General features: G+C 64.8%; 20 protein-coding genes. 5 read left to right on the forward strand and 15 right to left on the reverse strand.

What is annotated here, in order from left to right; translation table 11 throughout:
• Positions 1-36 precede the first annotated feature (36 nt).
• Positions 37-363: a hypothetical protein gene (locus FE782_RS01165; protein ID WP_138191656.1), complete on the reverse strand. Its 327-nt coding sequence runs from the start codon at positions 361-363 to the stop codon at positions 37-39.
• Between the two features lie 133 nt (positions 364-496).
• On the opposite strand from FE782_RS01165, the gene FE782_RS01170 reads away from it, so the two are divergent.
• From FE782_RS01170 to FE782_RS01180, 3 genes are all read left to right on the forward strand, one after another.
• Entirely contained in the window at positions 497-898 is a 402-nt protein-coding gene (locus FE782_RS01170) for a (deoxy)nucleoside triphosphate pyrophosphohydrolase (protein ID WP_138191658.1), read from the forward strand.
• An 88-nt stretch (positions 899-986) separates the two neighbouring features.
• Positions 987-1751, forward strand: coding sequence for a glucosamine-6-phosphate deaminase (locus FE782_RS01175; protein ID WP_138191660.1), 765 nt, complete (start codon positions 987-989; stop codon positions 1749-1751).
• Positions 1748-2929: an N-acetylglucosamine-6-phosphate deacetylase gene (locus tag FE782_RS01180; RefSeq protein WP_138191662.1), complete on the forward strand. Its 1182-nt coding sequence runs from the start codon at positions 1748-1750 to the stop codon at positions 2927-2929. Before FE782_RS01175 ends, FE782_RS01180 begins: the two co-directional genes overlap by 4 nt.
• On the opposite strand, the gene FE782_RS01185 is transcribed toward FE782_RS01180, so the two are convergent.
• The 9 genes from FE782_RS01185 to FE782_RS01225 form a co-directional block, all read right to left on the reverse strand.
• The gene (locus FE782_RS01185; RefSeq protein ID WP_138191664.1) at positions 2896-4092 is read right to left on the reverse strand and encodes an ROK family transcriptional regulator; all 1197 of its coding nucleotides are present in this window, start codon (positions 4090-4092) and stop codon (positions 2896-2898) included. The genes FE782_RS01180 and FE782_RS01185 overlap by 34 nt on opposite strands.
• 84 nt (positions 4093-4176) lie before the next feature.
• The gene (locus FE782_RS01190; RefSeq protein ID WP_158299196.1) at positions 4177-5220 is read right to left on the reverse strand and encodes a CotS family spore coat protein; all 1044 of its coding nucleotides are present in this window, start codon (positions 5218-5220) and stop codon (positions 4177-4179) included.
• A gap of 15 nt (positions 5221-5235) precedes the next feature.
• Positions 5236-6417, reverse strand: coding sequence for a glycosyltransferase family 4 protein (locus FE782_RS01195; protein ID WP_138191668.1), 1182 nt, complete (start codon positions 6415-6417; stop codon positions 5236-5238).
• Positions 6418-6422: 5 nt separating this feature from the next.
• Positions 6423-7637 carry a CotS family spore coat protein gene (locus tag FE782_RS01200; RefSeq protein ID WP_138191670.1) on the reverse strand — a complete coding sequence of 405 codons (1215 nt, stop codon included), beginning with the start codon at positions 7635-7637 and terminating at the stop codon, positions 6423-6425.
• 20 nt (positions 7638-7657) lie between these two features.
• The gene (locus FE782_RS01205; protein ID WP_238392292.1) at positions 7658-8833 is read right to left on the reverse strand and encodes a glycosyltransferase family 4 protein; all 1176 of its coding nucleotides are present in this window, start codon (positions 8831-8833) and stop codon (positions 7658-7660) included.
• Between the two features lie 129 nt (positions 8834-8962).
• A complete protein-coding gene (locus tag FE782_RS01210; protein ID WP_138191672.1) occupies positions 8963-10033 on the reverse strand; it encodes an aldose epimerase family protein in 1071 nt (356 codons plus the stop codon).
• A gap of 919 nt (positions 10034-10952) precedes the next feature.
• A complete protein-coding gene (locus FE782_RS01215; RefSeq protein WP_138191674.1) occupies positions 10953-12509 on the reverse strand; it encodes a M1 family metallopeptidase in 1557 nt (518 codons plus the stop codon).
• Positions 12506-13129, reverse strand: coding sequence for an exopolysaccharide biosynthesis protein (locus tag FE782_RS01220; RefSeq protein ID WP_138191676.1), 624 nt, complete (start codon positions 13127-13129; stop codon positions 12506-12508). The genes FE782_RS01215 and FE782_RS01220 overlap by 4 nt, the downstream gene beginning before the upstream one ends.
• Positions 13130-14287 (reverse strand): MFS transporter, encoded by a 1158-nt coding sequence (locus FE782_RS01225; protein WP_238392293.1) that lies wholly within the window; start codon positions 14285-14287, stop codon positions 13130-13132.
• 1100 nt (positions 14288-15387) lie between these two features.
• Between FE782_RS01225 and FE782_RS01230 the strand changes: the two genes are divergently transcribed.
• Both FE782_RS01230 and FE782_RS01235 read left to right on the forward strand, forming a co-directional pair.
• On the forward strand, positions 15388-16191 hold the full coding sequence (locus tag FE782_RS01230) for a phytanoyl-CoA dioxygenase family protein (RefSeq protein WP_138191680.1): 804 nt from the start codon (positions 15388-15390) through the stop codon (positions 16189-16191).
• Positions 16128-17051, forward strand: coding sequence for an AraC family transcriptional regulator (locus FE782_RS01235; RefSeq protein ID WP_158299197.1), 924 nt, complete (start codon positions 16128-16130; stop codon positions 17049-17051). The genes FE782_RS01230 and FE782_RS01235 overlap by 64 nt, the downstream gene beginning before the upstream one ends.
• 1 nt (position 17052) lies before the next feature.
• Here FE782_RS01235 and FE782_RS01240 read toward each other — a convergent pair whose 3' ends face one another.
• From FE782_RS01240 to FE782_RS01260, 5 genes are read right to left on the reverse strand one after another with little or no spacing between them, the layout of a single operon-like run.
• Positions 17053-17835 carry an SDR family NAD(P)-dependent oxidoreductase gene (locus FE782_RS01240; protein WP_138191684.1) on the reverse strand — a complete coding sequence of 261 codons (783 nt, stop codon included), beginning with the start codon at positions 17833-17835 and terminating at the stop codon, positions 17053-17055.
• Positions 17832-18842 (reverse strand): DUF5107 domain-containing protein, encoded by a 1011-nt coding sequence (locus tag FE782_RS01245; protein WP_138191686.1) that lies wholly within the window; start codon positions 18840-18842, stop codon positions 17832-17834. The genes FE782_RS01240 and FE782_RS01245 overlap by 4 nt, the downstream gene beginning before the upstream one ends.
• Positions 18839-19882: a zinc-dependent alcohol dehydrogenase gene (locus FE782_RS01250; RefSeq protein ID WP_138191688.1), complete on the reverse strand. Its 1044-nt coding sequence runs from the start codon at positions 19880-19882 to the stop codon at positions 18839-18841. Before FE782_RS01250 ends, FE782_RS01245 begins: the two co-directional genes overlap by 4 nt.
• Positions 19879-21852, reverse strand: a complete 1974-nt coding sequence (locus FE782_RS01255) for an alpha-galactosidase (protein ID WP_138191690.1) — start codon at positions 21850-21852, stop codon at positions 19879-19881. Before FE782_RS01255 ends, FE782_RS01250 begins: the two co-directional genes overlap by 4 nt.
• 38 nt (positions 21853-21890) lie before the next feature.
• Entirely contained in the window at positions 21891-23189 is a 1299-nt protein-coding gene (locus tag FE782_RS01260) for an ABC transporter substrate-binding protein (RefSeq protein WP_138191692.1), read from the reverse strand.
• Positions 23190-23212: the final 23 nt, after the last annotated feature.

Here is a 23212-nt window from a genome sequence, read left to right on the forward strand (position 1 = left end):
CCTCTCCAGAAACAATTCATGCCAATTAGACGGCTCCTATAGAACGGACCAAGCCGTCGTCGCCGCGACGACGGCGAAGGACGTCAGACATACGGCCAGATGCGACGCGGCCTTGCGGCGGTCGTCCCGCCGATGGCGTACGTACGACGCGAACAGGACGACGCACAACGCCAGCGTGACGGCGTTGGCGCCCCAACCGAGCCAAGCCGTCCAACCGGACGCCCCGCCATGCGCGTGATGGGCGTGCGCGTGCAGGCCGGTCGCGCCGGCGGCGGCGATCATCGCGGCCGCGTGCGCCGCGTGGAATAGGACCGATACGGCGGCGGACAGAAGCGCGGGCCAGATCGCGATGCGCCCTTGCATGGGGCCACCTCCCGAGATTCGTATTCGAATGGTTATCGATACAATGTATGGCGCCTCGAGCGCGGTAATGCCCGAAATTCCGGAGATCGACGCGGGACATGATACAATAAGTCGAATAAGGAGGATGGGTTCGATGAAATACATTGTAGTCGTAGGAGCGGTCATTCGCGACGCGCGGGGGGACGTCTTGTGCGCGCTCCGTTCCGACCGCATGTCGATGCCGGGGCTGTGGGAATTTCCCGGCGGCAAGATCGAACCGGGCGAGGCGCCCGAGGACGCGTTGATTCGGGAAATTCGGGAGGAGCTCGGCGTCGAGGTCGAGGTCGGCGCGCTCGTAGCCGACTATACGCATGCATACGAAACGGTCGTCGTGCGGTTGATCACGTACTTCGCCGCGATCGCGCGCGGCGGCGTTCCGCTCGCGAAGGAACACGAGCGGCTCGAGTGGCGCAGCGTCGAGGAGCTGTCCGCGCTTGCCTGGGCGCCGGCGGACGTGCCGACGGTGGAAGCGCTGCGGCGGGGGACGGGCGGCTGACGATTTCTCTTGTCAAATCGGGCCGCCTCCGTCATACTGTAGCTAATTCGTATAATATTTACACTAATTACGGAAAGGGCGATGATTCATGCTGAAACAACGTCTCGTCGATCGTCTCAAGGTTCGCGTCTACGCGAACCGCAAGGAGCTCGGAACGGCCGCCGGCCTCGCCGTCGCGGAACGAATGCGGGACCTGCTCGCCAAGCAGCCCGGCATCCGCATGATTTTCGCCGCGGCGCCGTCTCAGAACGAATTCCTCGAGACGCTCGTCGCGCAGGACGGCATCGATTGGTCCCGCGTCACCGCCTTCCATATGGACGACTACATCGGCCTCGCCCCGGACGCGCCGCAGCGCTTCAGCCGCTTCCTGCAGGATCGGCTGTTCGATCTCGTCCGCCCTGGCGTCGTCCATTTGATCGACGTCTCCTCCGAGATCGACGCCGAATGCGAACGATACGGCCGGCTGCTGTCGGAGGCGCCGATCGACATCGTCTGCCTCGGCATCGGCGAGAACGGCCATATCGCCTTCAACGATCCGCCGGTCGCGGACTTCGACGATCCGCTCCTGATCAAGCCCGTCGAGCTCGACGACGCGTGCCGGACGCAGCAGGTGAACGACGGCTGCTTCGAGTCGTTCGACGCGGTGCCGACGCACGCGCTGACGCTCACGATTCCGCTCATGATGTCCGGCGCCCATCTGTTCTGCATGGTGCCCGGTCCGACGAAGCGGAACGCCGTGACCGAGACGTTGAACGGGCCGATCTCCACCGCCTGTCCGGCCACCGCGCTTCGCCGCCACCCCGATTGCACGCTGTTCGTCGACGCGGATTCGTACGCGGGAGCCGAAGCGTGAGCCGCGCCGTCGTCGAAGGCCGCCTGCTCGGGAGCGGCGCGGCGGCTCGCGTCGTCGTCGACGGCGGCCGCGTCGCGTCGGTCGAATCGATCGACGACGCCGAGGGGCTGCCTTGGATCGCGCCCGGACTCGTCGATCTGCAGGTGAACGGCTACGCCGGCATCGACTTCAACACGACGCCGCTCGCGACGGACGACGTGAAGAAAGCCGTGCGGCTTCTGCTGTCGCAAGGCGTCACGACGGTGTTCCCGACCGTCATTACGAACGGAGACGAAGCGATCGAGGCTTCGATGCGTTCGATCGCCGCGGCGTGCCGGGAGGACGCCCTGACCGGCTCTTGCGTCGGCGGCATCCACCTCGAAGGCCCGTTCCTGTCGCCGGTCGACGGCTCGCGCGGCGCGCATGAGGCGGCGTACGTCCGCGCGCCCGACTGGGACGCGTACCTCCGGTGGCAGGAAGCGGCCGAAGGGCGCATTCGCATCTTGACGATGTCGCCGGAATGGGACGGCGCGGCCGATTTCATCTCGCGCGTCGCCCGGACGGGGACGATCGTGTCGATCGGCCATACGGCGGCGACGCCGGAGCAAATTCGCGAGGCGGTCCAAGCCGGGGCGCGCATGAGCACGCACCTCGGCAACGCCGCGCAGCTGATGCTGCCGCGGCACCCGAACTATATTTGGGAGCAGCTCGCCGCCGACGAATTGACCGCTTGCGTCATTCCCGACGGCTTCCACCTACCGGATTCGGTGCTCAAGGTGTTCCTCCGCGCGAAGGCGGGCCGCATCGCGCTCGTCAGCGACGCGGTGTACTTGAGCGGCCTCGCGCCGGGCGCGTATCGGACCCATATCGGGGGCGACGTCGTGCTGACGCCGGAAGGCCGACTCCATCTGGCGTCGAACCCGAAGCTGCTCGCCGGCTCGGCGCAGATGCTCGTCGAGGGCGTCGGCCGCCTCGCGGAGCGCGGCTTGTGTACGTTGGACGAGGCGTGGGCGCTGGCGTCCGCCGCGCCGGCCGAAGCTAGCGGCCTTGAAGGCGGCGTCGGGACGCTCTCGCCCGGGAGCCCGGCCGATCTCGTCTTGTTCCGCCTCGACGGCGCGCGCGTGCGAATCGAAGAAGTGTATAAGAACGGAACGAGCCGATTCCGTCAGAACGGAATCGGCTCGAGCGGATCGGCCTGATGCTCCCAGGCTCGCACGACGCCCGCGGCGGCCCCGACGGCCGTCGCGAGCGGGTGGAGCGAGGAGCGGACGAGCTCCGCTTGCGCGGATGCGGGGGAGAGCGATCTTCCCCGCATTTCTTGTCGGATGATCGGGAACAGCGTATCCGAGGCGAGCATGAGCGGTCCGTCGCACACGACGTACCGCGGGTTGAGCAAGTTGACGAGCGGCGCCAGCGCGACGCCGATCGCGCGGCCGACGCGCGTCAGCTCCCGGAGGACGGCCTCGTCGCCTTGCCTGGCCCGTTCCGCGAGCGACGCCGCGTCCAGGCGTTCGGGCGGCTCGCCCGTCGCCGCCGCCACCCGGGCGAATAGGGCCGGCAGCCCCGCCACCGCCTCGAGGCAGCCCGCGTTGCCGCAAGCGCAGCGGGGACCGTCCGGCTCCACGACCGTATGCCCGAGTTCCCCCGCGAGTCCCCCTTCGCCCCGCACGATGTCGCCCCCGATCGCGATGCCGCAGCCGACGCCCGCGCCGAACGAGCAGTACGCGAAATGATTCGTCCCGCGCCCCGCCCCGAACCACAGCTCGCCCTGCGCCGCCAGCTTGACGCTGTTATCGACCAGAATGCGGCCGAGCGGCAGCGCGTCCGCGAGCATCGCCCGCAGCGGCACGTCGCGCCAGCCGAGATGCGTCGACAACGCGACGCGGCCGGACGCCGGATCCACCAGCGCGGGCACGCCGAGCCCGACGCCGACGAGCGGGCGGTTCGGCTCGGCCGCTTGCGCCGCCGCGGCGTGCGCCGCGACCGCCGCGACCGTCGCCTCCGGCGTCGTCTCGGAGAGCGGCAGCTCCTCCCGCTCGAGCGGCGTCCCGCACAGGTCCGTCGTCACGGCGAGAATCGAGCGGGACAGCAGCTGGAAGCCGAGCGCCTTCCGGTTCGCCGGCTCGAACGCGACGCCGAGCGCCTTCCGTCCGGCGCCTCCGCTCACCGTCAGCCCCGTCATGCGGACGTAGCCCGCCGACGCCAGCTCTTCGACGATCGCGTTCACCGTATTTTTCGTAAGGCCGAGCGCCGCCGACAGCTCCGTCCGCGTCGTCGTCCCTCGCCGCTTGAGCGCTTCGTAGATCAGCTTGCGGTTGATGTCCTTCGAGAGCGTCGGCCCTCTTCCGCGCGTTCCCGCCATGCCGCGACTCTCCCCTTTTCCTTATGTTTACTCATCGTAACAAAAAAACGCCGCCCGCGCGACGGTTCGCGCATGCGGCGCAGGTTAGCGGACCCACGCGTCCAACCCCGCAAGGAACGATTCCAAGACGCGCTCCTTGCTCGACTCCGTCAGGATCATCTCATGGAGCCGCTGAAGATGCTTCTCTTCGGTCCAGCTTGGCTCCCGGCCCTCGTAATATTTGGACACTTGGCCGTATACCAGATGCGGGAACGTCAGCTCGGCGACCAATGCCGCATACTGGTCCTTCGTCAGCGGATGCGCCTCGTGGTACGCCTTCATCATCGTCAGCATCGTGTCCAAGTCCCAGGCGAGGTCCCGCTTCATGACCTTGTTCAAGATTTTCCGCAGATCCCGGATCGGCACGTCGACCGTCAGCGAATCCATGTCGAACACGTAGAAGCGTCCATCGTCTCCGATGGCCGTGTTGCCCGCGGCGAAGTCCTGATGGCACAACGTCTTCGTCTCGTGCGTCAATCGAACCCAGTCGCCGTAGCCGGTTCGCCGCAACCGCTCCAACGCGTCTTCGCCTTGCGCGACGAACGCGTCGGCGCGCCCTAGGAACAGTCGGTCGAAGCCGTTCGGGTTCGGCTTGCCCGCGGCAGCGCTCTTCCACGCCGCAAGCTGCTCGACGCGCCGACGCATCGTCGTTTCGCGGTCGGTCAGCAAATACGACGGATAGAAGCCCGTCGGCGATTCGAAGCCCTGAGAAGCGACGTGGAACGTCGCCAAGCCGCGTAGCAGCGTTCTTAACTCGGCCTCGATCTTATACTCCGGCGGACGGCCGCGGACGGCGTCGAACAGCACGTAGTTTTGTCCGTCTTCCCGCGCCCAGCCGCCGCCGTCCGACGTCCGGTGCACCCGCGGCGTCCCGAGCCCTCTTCCGCGCATATAGTCGATCGCCGCGATCATAAAGCGGATCGCTTCGGTCCCGAACGGGACCTTCTTCAAAATCAACCCGCCCGCGTCCTCGGCGTCGACATACCATACCGCCTTCTTCCCTTTGTCGGACAGCAGGCGGACGCTCCGCACGGCGTACGGGTACCGCGACAGCGCCCGGACCGCGGCGGATTCCTCATAAGGGTCCATGCTCATCCCACCCTTCTACTCTATTTTCTTGCGGTTCACGGCGGCCATGTACAGCAGCTCGAGGCGGCGCGCCGCGTGCTCGAATCCATGATTTCTTTCGACGAACGCGCGGCCCGCCCGCGCCATCCGTTCCGCTTCCTCCGGATCGCCGAACAAGCGGAGAATCGCGTCCGCGAACGCGTCCGGGTTGGCGTAGTCGTCGATGACCAACCCGTTGACGCCGTGCCGGACGATCTCGCTATTGCCGCCCCGGTTCGTCGTTACGATCGGCAGCCCCGCCGCCATCGCTTCGTAATGCACCCTCGCGAGCGGCTCCTGCCACTGCGAGCTGCACACGAAGACGTCGCCGGCGAGGAAGGCGTCGGGTACCCGGCTCGGCGGAAGGAAGCCCGTGAACACGATGCGGTCCCCGAACGCCTCCGCCGACCGGCGAAGCCGTTCGCCGAAATCGTCGAGCGTATCGTCGGAAAACCACTTGCTGCCGACGATGAGCAGCACCGCCTCCGGATCGCTCCGAAAGACGCGCTCCATCGCTTGGATCAGCACGTCCGGTCCCTTCACCGCGCTGAGCCGCCCGACATACAGGACGACCTTCTTCCCTTCGAGACCGTACTGCCTCCGAAGCTCGGTTCGAATCCGCTGTCCCTCCTCCGTCCATACCGGCGCGTACCGTTGAAGGTCGACGGCGGAATACACCGTCCGCAGCTTGCCCGCCGCGGCGGGGAACCGGGTAACGATCGTATCCCCGATATAATCGCTGATGCTCATGATCCTGTCGATCGCGCGAACGGAAAGACGGCCCATTTCCTCGGAAATTTTCCCTTCTCGGAACATCTCGTTATGAAGGCTTACGACGAAACGGCTTTCCGGCATCGCCGATTTATAGATCAATACATGGGCCGGACGGTTGAACACATGCACGACATCGTAAATCAATCCGGCCTTGCGGGCCTCTTCCAGCTTAACGGCCACGTTATACACGTACCGATCCTTCGGTACGCGCTCGAACGCGACCCTTCCCGCGACCTCGCGATCCGGCAATTCCGGATCGGCGACGCAATAGACGGTTACCCGATGCCGCTTCGCCAAATGCGGAAGCGCCCCTCCGATCAAAATTTGGATCGCGCCGCCGCGGATCGGCGGAACGGGCAGCCGCTCCGTACAAATCATTGCGATATGGAGCGATCTTCGCGCCATGCGCCTCACCTCTTTCTTCCATGCGCGATCACCTCGTCGATCCGGCCGAGGAACGCCTGAAGCACCTTCCCCTTGCTCCGCTCCGTGGCGATCATGTCCCGAAGCTTCTCCAGGTGCTTCTCCTCCGTCCACCCCGATTTCTCGCGCCTCTTGTAATATTTAGACGCCTGTCCATACACCAGATGAGGGAACGACATCTCCGCGACCAGCGCGCGGTATTGCTTCGCCGTCAGCGGGTTTACCTCCTGATACGCCTTCAGCATCGCCACCATCCGCTCGAGATCCCAGACTCCCTTCTTCATGACCTTGTTCAAGATTTTCCGAATGTCGCGAATCGGCGCGTCCACCGTCAGCGCGTCCATGTCGAACACGTACAGCTGCCCGTCGTCCCCGATCGCGAGGTTCCCGGCGGCGAAGTCTTGGTGGCAGAGCGACTTGTTCGTTCGAAGCTCCTCCGCCCACGCCGCGAAGTCGGCGCGCTTCAGCAGCGCGATCGACTCCTCCGCCTGCTTCAGGAACGGATCCGCATGCCGCAGAAACAACCGATCGAACTCGGTCGGCTTCTTCTTGGCCGCCGCCGCCGCTTTCCAGGCCGTCAGCCGTTCGATGTTCGCGCGTTTCCGCGTTTCCCAGACGTATAGCAGAAGAGACGGATAATATCTCGTCGGCGACGCGATGCCTTGCGAAGCTTTATGGAATTGCGCCATGCCCCGCATAATCAGCCGCAGCTCTTCTTTACGCTCGTAGTCGGGCGTTCGGCCGCGCACCGCTTCGAACACGACGTACCGGTCCTCGTTCAACGCGACGAAGTTCTTACCGTCCGTCGTGCGAATGACGGCCGGCGTACGCAGCCCCCTCTTGCGCATATAGTCGACGGCATACGCCATGAAATCGATGTCCCGGTCGCCGAACGGAACCTTCTTCACGATGCGTTCCCCTCGGTCCGTGCTCACCGACCAGACCGCCTTCTTCCCTTTGTCCGACAGCAGCCGAATGCTTCGGACTTTGCCGGGATAATGAGCCATCACCTTCGAAACGAGCTCGGCGTAAGCCCGGTCGGCGCCGTCCGCGCGATCGCCGCTTGCGGGGCGATTCGTGCGATTCGTGCGTTCCGCGCGATCCTCCCGGTCCGACCGGTCCGCGCGGATCGCCGGGCGCCGCCGGTCCGTCCGACGCGGCCGCGAGCGGCCCGCCTCCCCTTTTCCAACCGTGCGCTTCATGCGATGCCCCCTTCCATACGTTATTTCCGCTCGGCTCCCATAGCCTCCTCGTACAGACGCTCCAGCCGCTTCGCCACATGCTCGAACCCGTGATTGCGCTCCGCGAGCTCGCGGCCCGCCTTCGCCATCCGCTCCGCTTCCTTCTTGTTGCGCAACATGTAAAGAATCGCGTCCGCGAACGCTTTCGGATTGCTGTAGTCCTCTATTACGAGTCCGTTCCTCCGGTGATTGACGATCTCCGCGTTGCCGCCTCGATCCGTCGTGATGATCGGAAGCCCCGCGCCCATCGCCTCGTAGTGCACCCGGGCCAGCGGCTCCTCCCACTGCGAGCTGCAGACGAACACGTCCCCCATGAGGAAAATGGAAGGCAATCGCTTCGGCTCTACGAACCCCGTAAATCGGAGATGCTTCATCATCGGCTCCGCGATTTCCCGAAGCTGCAGCATGTACTTGCTCATCTGTTCTTGGAACGACTTCGCCCCCACGATGACTAACACCGCGTTCGGAATTTCCCGAACGACATGTTCCATCGCCTGCACCAGAACGTCCGGGCCTTTCACGGCGCTGAGTCTGCCGACGAACAAGACGACCTTCTTGCCCTCGACGTTGTAGGTTTTCCGGAGCTCGGCTCTGGCGGCCTGCGCCCGCTTGGACCAGATCGGCTTATACTGGTTCAAGTCGATGCCGGAATAGACGGTCCGGAGCTTGCCCTTCGCCGAGGGAAACCTGGAAACGATCGTCTTGCCGATATAATCGCTGATGCACATGATGCGCTTCGCCTTCCGGATCGACCGAAGGCCGTCTTCTTCGGATATTTTGTGTTCGCGGTACATCTCGTTGTGCAAGCTGACGACGAATCGGCTTTCGGGCATCGCAGCCTCGTAGACTAGCAAATCCTTAGGCCGGTTGAACACGTGCACGACGTCGTACCTTTTCCCGGCTTTCCTCGCTTCCTGGAGCGCCTTGCCGACGTGCTGCACATAGTTGTCTCGCGGCAGACGCACGTAATCGATGCCTAGCTTCGTCTCGCGCGGCGGCAGCTCCGGATCGTCGGGGCAATACACCGTTACCCGATGCTTCCGGCCGAGAAACGGCAGCACGCCGTCGATCAAAATTTGGATCGCTCCGCCGCGAATCGGCGGAACGGGCAGTTTCTCCGTACAAATTAAGGCAATTTTCAATCCGCGATTCCCCAATGGTTCCCCCTCCCTCGTCACCACTAAGGTATGTCCGGGACGGCGGGAAGGCACGGCAAACTCTACGAAAACGAAAAAATAGGCCGCCCTCTATCATTGATAGAGGACAGCCTATGGACGTTCGCGCGCTTATCGCGCCGAAAACTTGTACGACGTCGTATGCTTATACGTCTCGCCCGGCCGCAAAATCGGCGACGGGAAGTTCTTATGCTTCATGCTGTTCGGAAAATATTGCGTCTCGAGGCACAGCCCGGAGCGCTTCCCGTACGCCGCGCCGCCCTTGCCGATCTCGGAGCCGTTCAGGAAGTTGCCGGAGTAGAACTGCACGCCCGGCTTCGTCGTGAACGCCTCCATGACGCGGCCGGTCGTTGGCTCGTACACTTCCGCGAACTTCTCGAGCTTCTCGCCGCCGACGTTCAGCACGAAGTTGTGGTCGTAGCCGCCGCCGTTGCGGATTTGTTCGTCGTCCGTCTTCGCGAGCCCCGGTCCGATCGGGGTCGGCTTTCGGAAATCGAACGGCGTGCCGTCGACCTCGCGGATTTCGCCCGTCGGCACGCAGGCGGCGTTCACCGGGGTGAACTTGTCCGCGTCGATCGTCAGGACGTGGCCGCCGATGTCGCCGGCCGCATGTCCGGCCAAGTTGAAGTACGCGTGGTTGGTCAGGTTGACGATCGTATCCCGATCGGTGACCGCTTCGTAGTCCAGCACGAGCTCGTTGTCGTCGGTCAGCGAATAGGTGACGGTCGCGCGCAGCGTGCCCGGGTAGCCCTCTTCGCCGTCCGGGCTGACGTACGTCAACCGCAGCGCCTGTCCGGCGCCGTTCGGCGCTTCGACGATCTCGGCGTCCCATAGCTTCTTGTCGAAGCCCTCGCGGCCGCCGTGCAGCGTGTTGTCGCCGTCGTTTTTCGCAAGCGCGTACTCGGCGCCGTTCAGCTCGAACGCGGCTCCCTCGAGGCGGTTCGCGAAGCGGCCGATCAGCGCGCCGAAGTACGGTCCCTTGCGCAGGTACGGCTCCGCCGTCTCGTAGCCGAGCGTAATGTCGGCGAACGCTCCGTCGCGGTCCGGCGTCCGCAGCGCGACGATGACGCCGCCGAGGTCGGAGACGTCCGCGGACATGCCCGCCGCGTTCGTAAATGTGTACAGTCGAATCGGCTTGCCGTCTTCGGTCGTTCCGAACGGCTTAGAGGTAATGCTGCTCATGTGGATTCGCTCCTTTGTTTTGTGCTGCGACGGACCGATGCGGGCGCGGGGGCGGCGGCGGCGGCGGCGGGAACGACGAAGCGTGTCCGTCGGCTCGCGCCTGTGAGCGCTTCCGAGCAGGCGCAAGCGCCGGGCGGCCGCCCGCCGGCGGCTGTAAGCGCGAATTCGCGCTTATTTCGCCCGTGCGGCCCCCCGCCGGCGGCTGTAAGCGCGAATTCGCGCTTATTTCGCCCGTGCGGCCCCCCGCCGGCGGCGATAAGCGCGAATTCGCGCTTATCTCGCCCGTGCGGCCGCCCGCCGGCGGCTGTAAGCGCGAATTCGCGCTTATTTCGCCCGTGCGGCCCCCCGCCGGCGGCTGTAAGCGCGAATTCGCGCTTATTTCGCCCGTGCGGCCCCCCGCCGGCGTCTGTAAGCGCAAATCTGCGCTTATCTCGCTCGCGCGGCCCTCCGCCGGCGGCTGTAAGCGCAAATCTGCGCTTATTTCGCCCGCGCGGCCCTCCGCCGGCGGCTGTAAGCGCACATATGCGCTTATCTCGCCCGTGCGGCCCCCCGCCGGCGGCTGTAAGCGCACATATACGCTTATCTTGCTCGCGCGGCCCTCCGCCGGCGGCTGTAAGCGCGAATTCGCGCTTATTTCGCCCGTGCGGCTCCCCGCCGGCGGCTGTAAGCTCGAATTCGCGCTTATTTCGCCCGTGCGGCCCCCCGCCGGCGGCTGTAGCGCAAATCTGCGCTTATTTCGCCCGCGCGGCCCTCCGCCGGCGGCTGTAAGCGCGAATTCGCGCTTATCCCGCTCGACCGGTCGCTTCCCGACTTCCCCATAATCGGTCGACGCAGCAAAATGTTCCGTCTGTCCCTATCTTACCGAAAAACTCTCGCGCCACCAACCGGATTTTTCCTATGAAACTCCTACGACGCCCCGCTAGGGTAGCCACCGGTCGAAGAACGCATCCATCGGCTCCCCCCGCACGCGCTCCGCCGCCGCGGCGAACGATTCGGTCGTGACGACTCCGAATCGGAACTCCTCGTAATACGCCTTCAAGAAGCGATCGAACCCTTCCTCCCCGAGCTCGCCGCGCAGCGCATGGAGCAGCAGGGCGCCCTTGCGGTAATTGCCGTTCCAGTACGCCGACCAGCTGTCGTACGTCCGGACGTCCCCGACCGCCGCTCCCTTCCGCAGCGTGCGCAGCCGCTCCGCGTACACCGCGTCCAGCCGGTCGCCGAGCAGATAGACGTCCGTCGCGTACGTCGCGAAGCCCTCGTCGAGCCACGGCTCGCGCACTTGATCGTTGCCGATCACGTTGTAAAACCACTGATGCGCGACTTCGTGCGCCACCGTCTCGACGCCGTCCGGATCGTTCAGCCGATCGGCGCGGACGAAGGCGAGGCCGGGGTATTCCATGCCGGTGACGAACATTTCGTTTTCGAAAATGTCCATCTCCCCATACGGATACGCCCCCACCCAGCCTTCCAGCAGGTCCGCGATGCCCGCGGCGGCTTCGGCTGCGGCCGCCGCCCGCGCTTCCGACGCATGCCGGAAGTGGACGAACACGCGCGCGCCGCGCGCCGTCGACGCTTCGGCGACGCGATAGCCCGCGCCGAGCGCGAACGCGAAGTCGCGCGCGAGCGGCGCGTCGACCGTCGTCGTCGCCCAGCCGTCGGCGGCGGACGCGGACGCGGGCGCAACCGTCTCGTCGCCGGTCGCGACGACGTCGTATTCGCGCGGCGCCGTCAAGCGCACGCGGAAATCCGCGACCGTCGAATAGAACGGGTCGCCGACCGGCTCATACGCGTAGTCGCGCCATTCGCCGTCGAACGCGGCGAGAATCGGCAGCGCGTTGCCGAACCAATACGCGTCGTCTGCGGCGCCGAAGCGGTGATGCACGGCGGGCAGCGTCGCCTCCCACGCGAGCTCGATCCGCCGCCATTCGCCCGGCGCCCACGGCTCCGGCAGCGCGACGGCGATCGTCTGCCCGCGCCGCTCGACGGCCGCGGGCGCGCCGTCGACGCTCGCGCGGACCGCCTCCAGCCGCCCGTCGAGGGCGTCCGGCGCCGCGGCGGCGTACGCGCGCTTGCGGTGCTCCGGCAGCACCGGGTCGCGCGTGCGGATCGCCTCGGCGGAGAACGCGTTCAGGTAGGCGGTCCACCTCGCCTCGGACGTCGCGACGGCGGCGTCGTTGCGGGCGAGCGCGACGGTCGTCCCCGTCAGACGGCGCGACGCCGGATCGAACGTCGCTTCGATCTCGTACGTCGTCCGCTCCGGCATCGGCTCGGGCTCCGGCTCCGTAGACTCCGGCTCCACCGCCCCCGGACCCGCTGCCGCCCCCGGCCCCACCGGCTCCGGCGCAGGCTCCTCAGCCCTCGGCTCCCCCGCAGCCGGCGCGCCCGACTCCGACGACGGCGGCGCGCTCGCGTCCGAGCAGCCCGCCGCCGCAAGCGCGAGCGCCAGCGCCGCCACCCCCGCGGCGCCCCGCCTCAACCGCCCCACGCCTTCCGCGTCAGCAGCTGTAACCCTTCGATGCCGACGACCGCGATCAAGGCGAAGTACGCCCCGGTAAGCAGCGCGAAGACGTACGCCAGCAAAAACAACGCCCCGTCCCGCAGCAAATAGCCGAGCGCCACGAAGGCGACGACGTACGCCGGCAGCGAGTTGGAGAACGGGATCGGCAGCGGCAGCATGAGCAGCACCGAGCTGACCAACATCAGCAGCGCATGGCCCTTCAGCGCGCCGTCCGACGCCGTCAGCGCCGGCATCCGCCGGGGCTTCGACCAGCGCTCGAGGCGGCGGAACAGCGCGACCGCGCCGCGGAACAGCAGCGAGACGCCCCTCTGCGGCAGCGCGTAGCGCCGAATCCATCCCGGCATTGGAAGATCTTGCCCGATCAGTATGCCGATGGCGAGGAGCGCGAGAACGAAGCCGAACGGCGTGCTCACGCCCGGCAGCGCGATCGGTTGAAGGAACGGTACGGACAGCACCATAAGAATGAAGAATGGCCCCTTATCCCGCAACGCTTCCAACAGCTCGCCGACGCGGAGCCGCCGGTCCCGCTTCAGCTCGTGCCGCATCTCCTCCAGAATGTCCGATACGTTTCGTTCCAATTATATCACCCGTCCTTCTTTATGAAGCCAACGATAGAGCACGACGCCCGCCGCGGCGCAGCCCAGCGCGCTGAGGCCGATGAGCGAATAACCGGCGCGATAGCCGAGGGCGTCGGTCGCGGCGCCGATCAAGAAGTTCCCGACGATGCCGAGAATGCCGATCGTCGTCACCGTGAACGTGATCGCGGCGTCCGTTCCGTGCGGGTACCGCTTCGCGAGGAACGCCATCACCGTCGGGTAGACCGGAGCGATGCCCGCGCCGGCGAGCGCCAGCAGCGCCGCCCCCGGCTCGCCGAGCAGGATGCCGGCGCAGGTGCACGCGCCGGAGAAGCCGGCGAACAGGACGATCGATTTCACGAAGCCGAACCGGTCCGTCAGCGGGCCGAGCACGAGACGCGCGATCGTGAAGCAGAAGAAGAACGCCGAGAGCATGCCGGAAGCGCGCACGGTGTCCCAGCCGTACGATTTCTCGAGGAAGTTGACGAGCCAGCCGCCGACCGCGAGCTCCGCCGTCACGCCGAAGGCGAGCAGCACGACGACGCACCACGCGACCTTGTCTCGCATAAAGCTCCGCCACGTAACGCGTGCTTCCGCCTGAGCCGCGGACTCCTTCGGGAACTTCGCGAGCAGCGCGGGCAGCATCGGCAGCGCGCAAGTCAGCAGCAAGACGGTGTACATGCCGCGCCAACCGAGCGCCTCGCCGCCGACGCTCCAAGCCATCATGCCGGTCGCCGCGAGCGGCGCCCCCGTCGAGCTGAGGCCGTAGAAGAAATGCGAGAGGTTCATCATGAACCCCGTGTTTTTCGTGAATAAGCGGGCGCTCAGCACCGCCAACGCGATCTCGAGCAGCCCGTTCCATACGTAAAAGAAGAAAAACGCCCCGGCGAACGGCACGAACCCTTGCGCCGAACCGATCAGCCAGCCGGACGCGGCCATAAAGCCGAACGTCAGCAGGCAGGCGGTCCGCAGGCCGATCGTCTGCACGACGCGCCCCGCGAACGAGCAGGCGAGCAGGAAGCCGAGCGAGTTAAATGCGAGCAGAAGGCCCAGTTGCCACTCCTCGAGGCGGAAATCCTCTTGCATGCGGGGCAGCGCGGGCCCTTTCATATTTTCCGAAATTCCGAAAATCAAATAACCGACGAAGACGACGGCGAGCAATAAATAATAATTCCTAGTCAGCTGCTCTGGCGATGATTGCGACTGTTGCAGAACGATTCCCCATTCCTAAGTACATTCTTCTTCACTATATAAGAAAACGGGGACCGCTTCAAAAAACTATGCTATGCTTGCAAGGAGATCTTCCCTTCGATCTTAGGGGGGAGGTCGCCTGCCATGGCCGATCGAAAACGACTCGAACATCTGCAAAAAAGAGCTCTAGAGTTAACCGCAGCGCAACAACATGCAGTCCATCTGCTTATTAGCAATCGACGAAAGTTAAGAAACAACAGAGCATTGCTAAATGAAAATCTACTGTTTCTAAGAAACCTGAAGAACGAGTTGAATCATATTCGAAAAAATAAGCCGGAATAAAGCCTTCCCGCCCTCTCCCCGCAAACGCAAATCAGCCCCGTTCGAGATCGCTACGGCGTCTCCAACGGGGCTACTTTTCGCACTCGCTATTCACTTGTATTCGTCAACCCTCCGATACATGCACCGCATGCACATTTTCCCGATCGACTTCACGCATGCTTGGCATGAACCCACGCGCTAACATACGTTCCAGATTCCGTACGTTTCGACTTCCTTCGTATACCCGCATGCCGGGAGGCGTGCTGACATGCTTCGCCTAACGCTGCGTCATCGGATGATTCTCCCTTCGTCAAGGATGGTATATTAATCAGTTCAGGCGTTCGTCATTCGGTCGGATCCGCTGCGACGCAAGTCGTGCAATAACGTCCGCTGCGTTCATCCGGGTTCATCGCCTGAAGCTGAGTAATATCGATTCGGAGAGCCGAGAGGTTTGCGGCCGGCGGCTTGTCCGTTTCATGTCTTTATCATACGCCCGCCGGTAAGTTATGTAAATATTCAGATAATTCAGTTATATTGGGAAAATGCCCTCTTTTCTCCCGTTCGCTCGGAATTGGTCCCCCGCACGCATGATTGCGCGTTTTTCGAATCCGCACAACGGTGCCCGACTGCCTGTGACAAAGCTCACTAGAACAGCAACTTTTAGTGTGAATCGAGCAACTTTACCTCTTTATGAAACCGATATCATCCGGTAAAATCAAGATATATCAACGTTATGGAGGTCGATCGGCATGAAACTTCACGGATTAACGGAGGAGCAATATATCGCGTGGAACCGGGACGGATATTTGGTGCTGGACGGCTTCTTGTCCCCGGAAGAGGTCGACCGCTACAACGCCGAGACCGACGATGCGTTCGAGCGCTGGCGGTCGAACGGCGGGGGCAATCCGGAGCACGGCCAGCTGAATCATGTCGAGCAAATTTGCGGCATTATCGACTACGGCGACGCTTTCCTTGAGCTGATGGAGCATCCGAAGATGATGGCCGTCATGCGCGACGTCATCGGCGACCGGTTCGTCATGATCGACAACGACGCGATGCTGAAGCCGCCGAAACGCGAAGCGCATACGAATTGGCACCGCGATACGGGCAATAAGCTGTTCGTGAACGAACGGGAAATTCCGTTCATGGTGAAGGTGTTTTATTTCTTGTCCGACGTCGCGGACGACGGCGGCTGCCTCGCCTTCCTGCCCGGCAGCAACCATCTGCCGAACGAACGGCTGCCGAGGGTCGAGAAGCAGGAAGATATGCCGGGGCACGTCCGGATGACGGTGAAGAAGGGGACGGCCGTGCTGTTCAACGGGTACACGTATCACTCCGCGCTCAACAACTATTCGGACACGACGCGCCGCTCGCTCATCTACAACTACGGAGCGTCCTTCGTCCGCACGTGGCCGGGGTACGAGGCAAGCGAGGAGCTGCGAGCCAAGGCGACGACGAATCTTCGGAAAATGCTGCTCGGCGTCACCCCTTGGGTCGCCGATCCGAAAGCGTTCGAGGAACGACCGGAGCCGGTTCCGGCCGCCAAGCCGTGATTCCGTCCGGCAACGTCCAGTACATCGCCTCGCCGAGCGGGTTCGCCCGCTCGAGGCTATACTTCGCCCTCATCGGCGGCGTCGAACAGACGGCGCCGACGTTCGCGTTGGAGAGAGACCGCTACCACGCGTTCGAGATGATCTACATTACGAAGGGGCGCGGGTCGTTCCGGTACGGCGAGACGGAATACGAGCTGGGACCGGGCGACGGCGTCGTCTACGACATGCGGCTGCCGCATGCGTTCCGCGCCGATCCGAGCGATCCGTACGAGATGCGCTACGTCGTCTTCCAAGGAACGGATCTCGATAAGCAGTGGGGAGCGTGGTTCGAGGCGCCCTGCGTGGCGCTGCCCGCCGGAGGGGAGAAGGAGCCGCGGTACGCGGCGCTGCTGCTGCTCGTGCTGGAGGAGATGGCGCGAGGCGCGCTCGAGCGAGAGCCGTACGTCTCCGGCCTGCTCTACGAGCTGCTGATGGAGGCGCTCTCGGCGGACCGGACGGCTCCCGCCGAGCGCGGCGCCGCGGCGCCGCCTGCGCTCGACAGCGGGCGGCGTTACTTGGAGGAGCGGTACGCGGAAGCGGACGCCGACATTCACGGCGCCGCTCGGGTGGCGGGGCTCAGTTATTATCATTTCATCCGCCAGTTCAAGCGGTATTACGGCTCGTCGCCGAAGGAATTTCTAACGAAAATTCGGCTCGGCCACGCGAAGCGCGCGCTGCTGCATACCGACCTGTCCGTCGCCGAGGCGGCGGAGGCGGCCGGCTTCGGCAGCTACAACGCGTTCCTGCACACCTTCCTGCAGCACGAGGGCTGTTCGCCGACGTTTTATCGGAAGGCTTGGCGCCGGCCGCCGGCGGAATAAGCTAGAACGTCACCGACAGCCCGCCGTCGACGGGAATCGTCGCGCCGCAAATATACGACGCGTCCTCGGACGCAAGGAACGCTACGACGGATGCGATTTCTTCGGGTCCCCCGGCTCTCGCTTGGGGGATTTTGCGTCTTTCGACGTAGATGTCCTTGAACCATTCCGTGTCGAGCTCGTTCTCGCCGTCGACGATCGACATCGGCGTGTCGACAAAGCCGGGATTGACCGCGTTCACGCGAATGCCGTGCGAGGCGAGCTCGACGGCCGTGCAGCGCGTCAGCTGATCGGTTGCGCCCTTCGCCGCGTTATAGTGGCTCGACAGCGGCAGCGCCCGGTACGCGTTGATCGACGACACGTTCACGATCGCGCCGCCGAAGCCGCGCTCGATCATATGTCGCGCGACGGTACGCGTGCAGCAATACGTGCCGAAGGCGATGACGTCGAACACCGGCTTCCACTCCGACGTCTCCGCTTGTACGAAGTCGACCGACGTCGACATCGCCGCGTTGTTGACGAGCACGTCGACGCCGCCGAAGGCGTCGACGACCGAGCCGATGCAGCGGACGACGTCCTCCTCCTTCGACACGTCGCCCTGCACGAACATCGCCCGGCCGCCGGGCGCGCGGGCGCGCAGCTCCGCGATCGCCTTCTCGAGCGCGTCCGCGCGGCGTCCCATGATCGCGACCGCCGCGCCCTCCTCCATAAACCGCAGGGCGGTCGCGAACCCGATCCCGGTCGCCCCGCCCGTGACGAATACGGACTTTCCTTCGAATCGCTTCATTCCTTCGCTTCCCCCTCTACGTTGCCTTCGAGATCGATGCCGCTTACGGCCTTCATTCCCGCGTATACGACCGCCGTCACGTCCGTCGCGAACGTCTCCCCCGGAGCCAAGGTCCGGTGCGTGCCCGCCGCCGCGCCGTCCGCGACCGAGATCGGATATCCGGTGCACGGCTCCAGCACGACGGTGGACAGGCCGCGCCAGCCGCCGTACGTCGCGAACAGCCAACACGAACGGAACGCCTCCGGATCGAAGGCGAGGCCGAGGCCGACGCCGGACGCGGTGTCCGTGTACGCGCACCAGCCCCCGTTCAGCTCCGTCAAATATTGAAACTCGTTGACGCCGGACGAGGCCGGCAAGCAGCGCCGCATATCGTGCCGAACGCCGTCTTCTCCCGTCGCGAACGGCCAGGCGTACGACGCGCCCGTCTTCCCGGTGCGCGGCGGGCCGAAGTCTTCGATGTACGCGTCCCGCGCGCCGACGTCGATCCGCCCATACTCGTCGGCCTTCACCGCCGCATGCAGCTTCCATAAATACGGCAGCTCGACGCGGCCGAGATTCGTCAGCCGGTGCGAGAAGCGAAGCTTCGCTTCGCCCGCCGCCAGACGGATCGTCTTCTCCATCCGGCAAGCCGATACCGGCGTCTCCACCCAGAGCTTCACCGACGCTTCGCCCTCGTCTCGCCGAACCTCGAACTCCCAAGGCAGCGACCAGATCTCGCCGTGATCGGGCATCGCTTCGCCGCCGAGCGTCTCGGGCACGTCGTTCGGGAACAATTCGTCCCAGCCGCCGAAGAAGTGATCGTCGTACGACGCCCCGAACCCGATCGGCCGCGGCGCGATGCGCGGATGCTGCCACAGGAGGTCCTTGCCTGTCGGCTTGTGCGTAATTTGCCAAATTTTCGCCCCGAGCCCCGGCAGAAGAACGACCTTCAGCAGATCGTTCTCCAAGATGACGGCCTGGAAGCCGCGATACGACCAATCCGTCGATACCGTCGCCGCCCCGCTCATTCCGCCGCCTCCTCCGATACCGTCAACAGCACCTTCGACACGGCGCCGGGATCGTTCAGCAGCCGTTCGTACCACGCCGCTCCGTCCGCGAGCGGCGCCTTCGCGAGGCCGGATGCGAGGCCGGCCTTCCCGGACGCGAGCCAGTCGAGCGCCGTCTCGAAGTGCGACACCCCGTACGCGAACGAGCCGACCGCGCGGATTTCATTGCGCACCATATGGTTGACCGGCAGCGAGGAATCCGCTTCGTGCAGCCCGACGAAGACGACCGCCCCGCCCGGCATGGCCGCGTGAACGCAGGCGCAACGCGTCGCGCCGGCGCCGACCGCGTCGATCGCGACTGAGACCCCCGCGCCGTCCGTCAACGCCTTCACCGCTTCTACCGTATCGATCTCGCGCGGGTTGATCGTCTCGGCGCCGAAGGATCGCGCGAACGCAAGCCGCTCGGCGTTCGTGTCGGCGACGAGGATGCGCCGCGCGCCGCGAATCTTCAGCGCCTGCAGCGTGAAGATGCCGATCGGGCCCATGCCGACGACGAGCGCGTCCGTCTCCGGCGCGACGCCGCCGAGGTCGACGGCGCGCGCGGCGCAGGCGATCGGCTCGGCGAGCGCGCCTTGCTCGAGCGTCACATGATCCGGCAGCGCGTACACGTTCCGGGCCGGTACCGCGACGTACGTCGCGTTGCTGCCGGGCAGCGCCGCGCTCAGCAGCTTGCGGTCCAAGCAAAGCTGCTCCTTCCCGGCGGCGCAATACCGGCAGGCGCCGCACGAGACGAGCGGATTCGCCGTCACGCGCGTTCCGACGGCAAGCGTCGGCCGAATCGCGGAAGCCCGATCGCCGAGCGCCGCCACGCGTCCGGAAAACTCGTGGCCGAAAATGAGCGGCGGCTTCCGCAAACTGTTTTTCCCGAGATACCCGCTCAACTCCGAGCCGCAAATGCCCGAGTACGCCACCTCGACCAACACTTCGTCGGCTCCGATCGACGGAACGTCCACCTCGCGAAGCGTCATGACGCGAGGGCCTTCGTATACAAGCGCGATCATCCTTCGACGGCCTCCTTCCGAATGCGCACCAAGGCGCTCTCTTCCTCCCTCAGGGCGAACGTCAGCCCTTCCTCCATCATCTCCGCGCCGGTGCGAATCGCCGGCTCGCCGCCGTCCAGCGGCGACACCGCGTATCGCGCCGAAGCGTCCAAGGCGCGAAGGTCGAACGAACGCGACTTCCTCCCTTGCGGACCGTGCAGCCGGAACGCGAACAGCAGATGCTCCTCCCCGCCCGGCATCGCGTATTGGAACGCGGCCCACCGCTCGCCGCGGGCGAACCGCTTCGGCTGATCCGTCAGCCGGTAGACGTCGGCGCTCCGCACGAAATCCGCGACGACGTCCCGATACGTCTGAATATGATACGCGAACCGCTCCGCCACCCAGTCGGGCAGGTCGGGCAGCTTCTGCGAGAAGCCGAACCCGCCGAGCATCGAAATATGCGTGTAGTAATCGAGCTTCTCCCGCGTCAACGCCGGATCGCGGGGGTCGAACTTCTGGTAGCGGTGCTCGCCGAGCCAATCGCAGTACCCCCAATGCAGGCAGGCGTTCGGCGCGAGCATCGTCGTCGCGCCCCAGAACAGCTGCAGGTCGTGCTCCGGCCAGTCCGGATCGCTCAGGAACGTCGCGTGCGTCTGCCGCATCAGCCCGAGGTCGATGCGCAGCCCCCCCGACGAGCAGCTCTCCAGCAGCACGCGCGGATGCTTCGCCCGCACCCGCTCGAGCAGCCGGTAATACGCGGCGATATGCTCGAACAAGCCGTCGCCGCCGCCATGCCCATGATCCGTGCGATTGCAGCCCGCCCCCGGATCCAAGTTATAGTCCAACTTGATCCAGTCGCAGTTATGTTCCGTAATGATCCGGTCGAGCGTCTCGAACGCCCACTCCGCCGCGGCCGGGTTCGCGAAGCAGACGTAGCCGAGCGGCTCCCCGTCCCGCAGCGCGACGAAGTCCGGCCGCGAACGCGCCAGCTCCGCATGCCGCCCGAGCGCCTCGATCTCGCACCAGAGGCCGAACTTCATCCCGCGCTCATGGCAAGCGTCGGACAAGACGCGCAGCCCGTTCGGGAATCGGATCGTATTGACGAGATCCCAGTCGCCCCGATAGTCGTACCAATGCGTATCCGGATCGGTCGGACCGAACCAGCCGGCGTCGAGCGTGCAGACGTCGATCCCCATCGCCGCCGCCTTCTCCACATTCGCTAGGAACACTTCTTCGTTAATCGCCTTATCCTCGTAGCTCCACCAATGGTTCCACTCGGCGGGAAGCGAAGCCGACAGCTCGTTGCGCGGATACCAGTATTCCCGTCCGACGCGAGCGTACTGGATCGAGACGTCGTTCAAATCCCCGGTATCCGCGGATGCGACGACGACGCCCGGACTCTCCATCGACTCGCCGGGCGCGAGCTCCTTCCAGAACTCCCAATCGTTCAACCCGCCGGTCAGCAGCATCGCGCCGTCGCCCTTCGGCGCGAGCGTCAGCGCCCAGTTGCCGGACCACATGACCGACGCGGTCACGATGAGGCCGCTCGCGCGGTCGAAGAGGGCGACCCACGGATGGACGTCCGCGGAAGAGCGCCCCTTGCGCGTCTCCAGGCGGAACGGCTGCCCGTGCGGCGGCAGCGTCCGGAGCACGTTCTCGAACTCCATGCCCCAGCCGCTCGTATAGTGCATCGTCTCGTAATCGCGGACCGGCAGCTCGAGCGCGATCGTGTCGATCGCCTCGATCCTCGCCGCCCGCGTTCCTTCGTTCCTTACGATCAGCCGCTGCTCCGCCAGATTCGTCCCGTCGTACCGGATCGTGCGGCGCTCCACCTGCACGCCGGTCGCGTCGTCGACGAAGAAGGCCGCGTCGACGACGCGGCCTCCTTCCTTCGTCTGGCGCGAGCCGGTCAACGACATGCCCTGCGCCGCCGGGCTCCGGTACGAGCCGTCGATGCGCAGCGCGAAGCCGATATCGTTCGTCTTGACCATGCGCGCAAACCCCTCTCCGTGCTGTAGTTCTTACAACCCTATTCGCTCTGGAGCAGTGCGTTGATTTCCTTCTCCGCGTTCGCGAGCGCCGCCTTGACGTCGCCGCCGTTGATGAAAATTTCGTCCTGCATCGGCGTCATGAACTTGTCGGTCGCTTCTCTCCACTTGAGGTGGTAGATGTCGCCGATCCGGCCGTCCTTCAGCCATTCGAAGCGCGCTTCGCGGTAGCCTTCCGGCACCCAATCCGGCAGCTCCGCTTCGTCGCGGGACGGGTTGTGCACCGGAATCCAGGATTGCTGCTTCGCGAGCGTCTCTTGGTTTTCCGTCATCGTCCACTTGATGAACTCCCACGCTTCGTCCGGATGCTTCGTCTTCTCCGCCATCGCGTAACCGCCCATGAAGTACGGCGTCGCGCGGCCTTCGCCCCATTTCGGAATCGGCGCCATGCCCCACTCGAAGTCCGTGATTTCCTTCAGGGAGCCGAGATCCCAGTCGCCGCCGACGTACATCGCGAGCTTCCCGGTTTGGAAGTTCATGCCGTTCGCGTCCTTCGTCGCGACGTCCGGCGAAACTTTATGCTTATAGATCATGTCCTGCACGAACTGCAGCGCGGTTTGGGTTTCCGGCGTGTCGAGCGTAATCGCCTCCGGCTCGTGCACGTCCGCGGCGATGCTGCCGCCCTGCGCCCAGCTGAGCGCCATCCACGCCCACCAGATGCCGAGCGCCGTCGCGTCGAAGCCGTATTGCGTCGTCTTGCCGCCTTCGGCGATCGTCAGCTTCTGCGCGGCGGCCAGGACGTCTTCCCACGTCCAATCGGCGTTCGGGTAGTCGAGGCCGGCCGCGTCGAACGCCGTCTTATTGTAATAGAACGTCAACGTCTGGTAGTTTTCCGGCGCGACGAACATGTTTTCCCCGTCGAACTTGAACGGCTCGAACAGCTTCGCGTCGTATTGGCTCATGTCGATATCTTTGTCGAAGTACGGTTGAAGATTTTTGAACAGCCCTTTCTTATACCAAGCGTAGGCCGGAACGTCCCAGTAGAACAGGTCGACCGGATTGTTCGAGGCGAGCGACAGTTCGATCTTCCGGAACGTCTCGTCCCAGGGGAGAAGCGTCATCTGTACCTCGATGTTCGGGTGGCTCTCGTTGAACCGCTTGATCTTATCTTCCTCTTCCGCGTCCAATGCCGGCCCGTTCGACCAACGGATGAACTGCAGCGTCACCTTTTCCCCGGAACCCGATCCGCCCGACCCGCCGCTCTGCGAGCAGCCCGCGACGAACGTCACCAGCATCGACGCTACGATGAGCAGCATCCACATCGTCTTGTTCTTCTTCATTCTCCTTCGACCTCCCTAAGGAT

Origin of the sequence: Paenibacillus antri (assembly GCF_005765165.1) — a bacterium.
GTDB classification, from domain to species: Bacteria; Bacillota; Bacilli; order Paenibacillales; family YIM-B00363; genus Paenibacillus_AE; species Paenibacillus_AE antri.

Coding starts and splice junctions, on each gene's coding strand:
- FE782_RS01165 (WP_138191656.1), bottom strand. CDS start 363: ATGCAAGGGCGCATCGCGATCTGGCCCGCGCTTCTGTCCGCCGCCGTA.
- FE782_RS01170 (WP_138191658.1), top strand. CDS start 497: ATGAAATACATTGTAGTCGTAGGAGCGGTCATTCGCGACGCGCGGGGG.
- FE782_RS01175 (WP_138191660.1), top strand. CDS start 987: ATGCTGAAACAACGTCTCGTCGATCGTCTCAAGGTTCGCGTCTACGCG.
- FE782_RS01185 (WP_138191664.1), bottom strand. CDS start 4,092: ATGGCGGGAACGCGCGGAAGAGGGCCGACGCTCTCGAAGGACATCAAC.
- FE782_RS01190 (WP_158299196.1), bottom strand. CDS start 5,220: ATGGACCCTTATGAGGAATCCGCCGCGGTCCGGGCGCTGTCGCGGTAC.
- FE782_RS01195 (WP_138191668.1), bottom strand. CDS start 6,417: ATGGCGCGAAGATCGCTCCATATCGCAATGATTTGTACGGAGCGGCTG.
- FE782_RS01200 (WP_138191670.1), bottom strand. CDS start 7,637: ATGAAGCGCACGGTTGGAAAAGGGGAGGCGGGCCGCTCGCGGCCGCGT.
- FE782_RS01210 (WP_138191672.1), bottom strand. CDS start 10,033: ATGAGCAGCATTACCTCTAAGCCGTTCGGAACGACCGAAGACGGCAAG.
- FE782_RS01230 (WP_138191680.1), top strand. CDS start 15,388: ATGAAACTTCACGGATTAACGGAGGAGCAATATATCGCGTGGAACCGG.
- FE782_RS01240 (WP_138191684.1), bottom strand. CDS start 17,835: ATGAAGCGATTCGAAGGAAAGTCCGTATTCGTCACGGGCGGGGCGACC.
- FE782_RS01245 (WP_138191686.1), bottom strand. CDS start 18,842: ATGAGCGGGGCGGCGACGGTATCGACGGATTGGTCGTATCGCGGCTTC.
- FE782_RS01250 (WP_138191688.1), bottom strand. CDS start 19,882: ATGATCGCGCTTGTATACGAAGGCCCTCGCGTCATGACGCTTCGCGAG.
- FE782_RS01255 (WP_138191690.1), bottom strand. CDS start 21,852: ATGGTCAAGACGAACGATATCGGCTTCGCGCTGCGCATCGACGGCTCG.
- FE782_RS01260 (WP_138191692.1), bottom strand. CDS start 23,189: ATGAAGAAGAACAAGACGATGTGGATGCTGCTCATCGTAGCGTCGATG.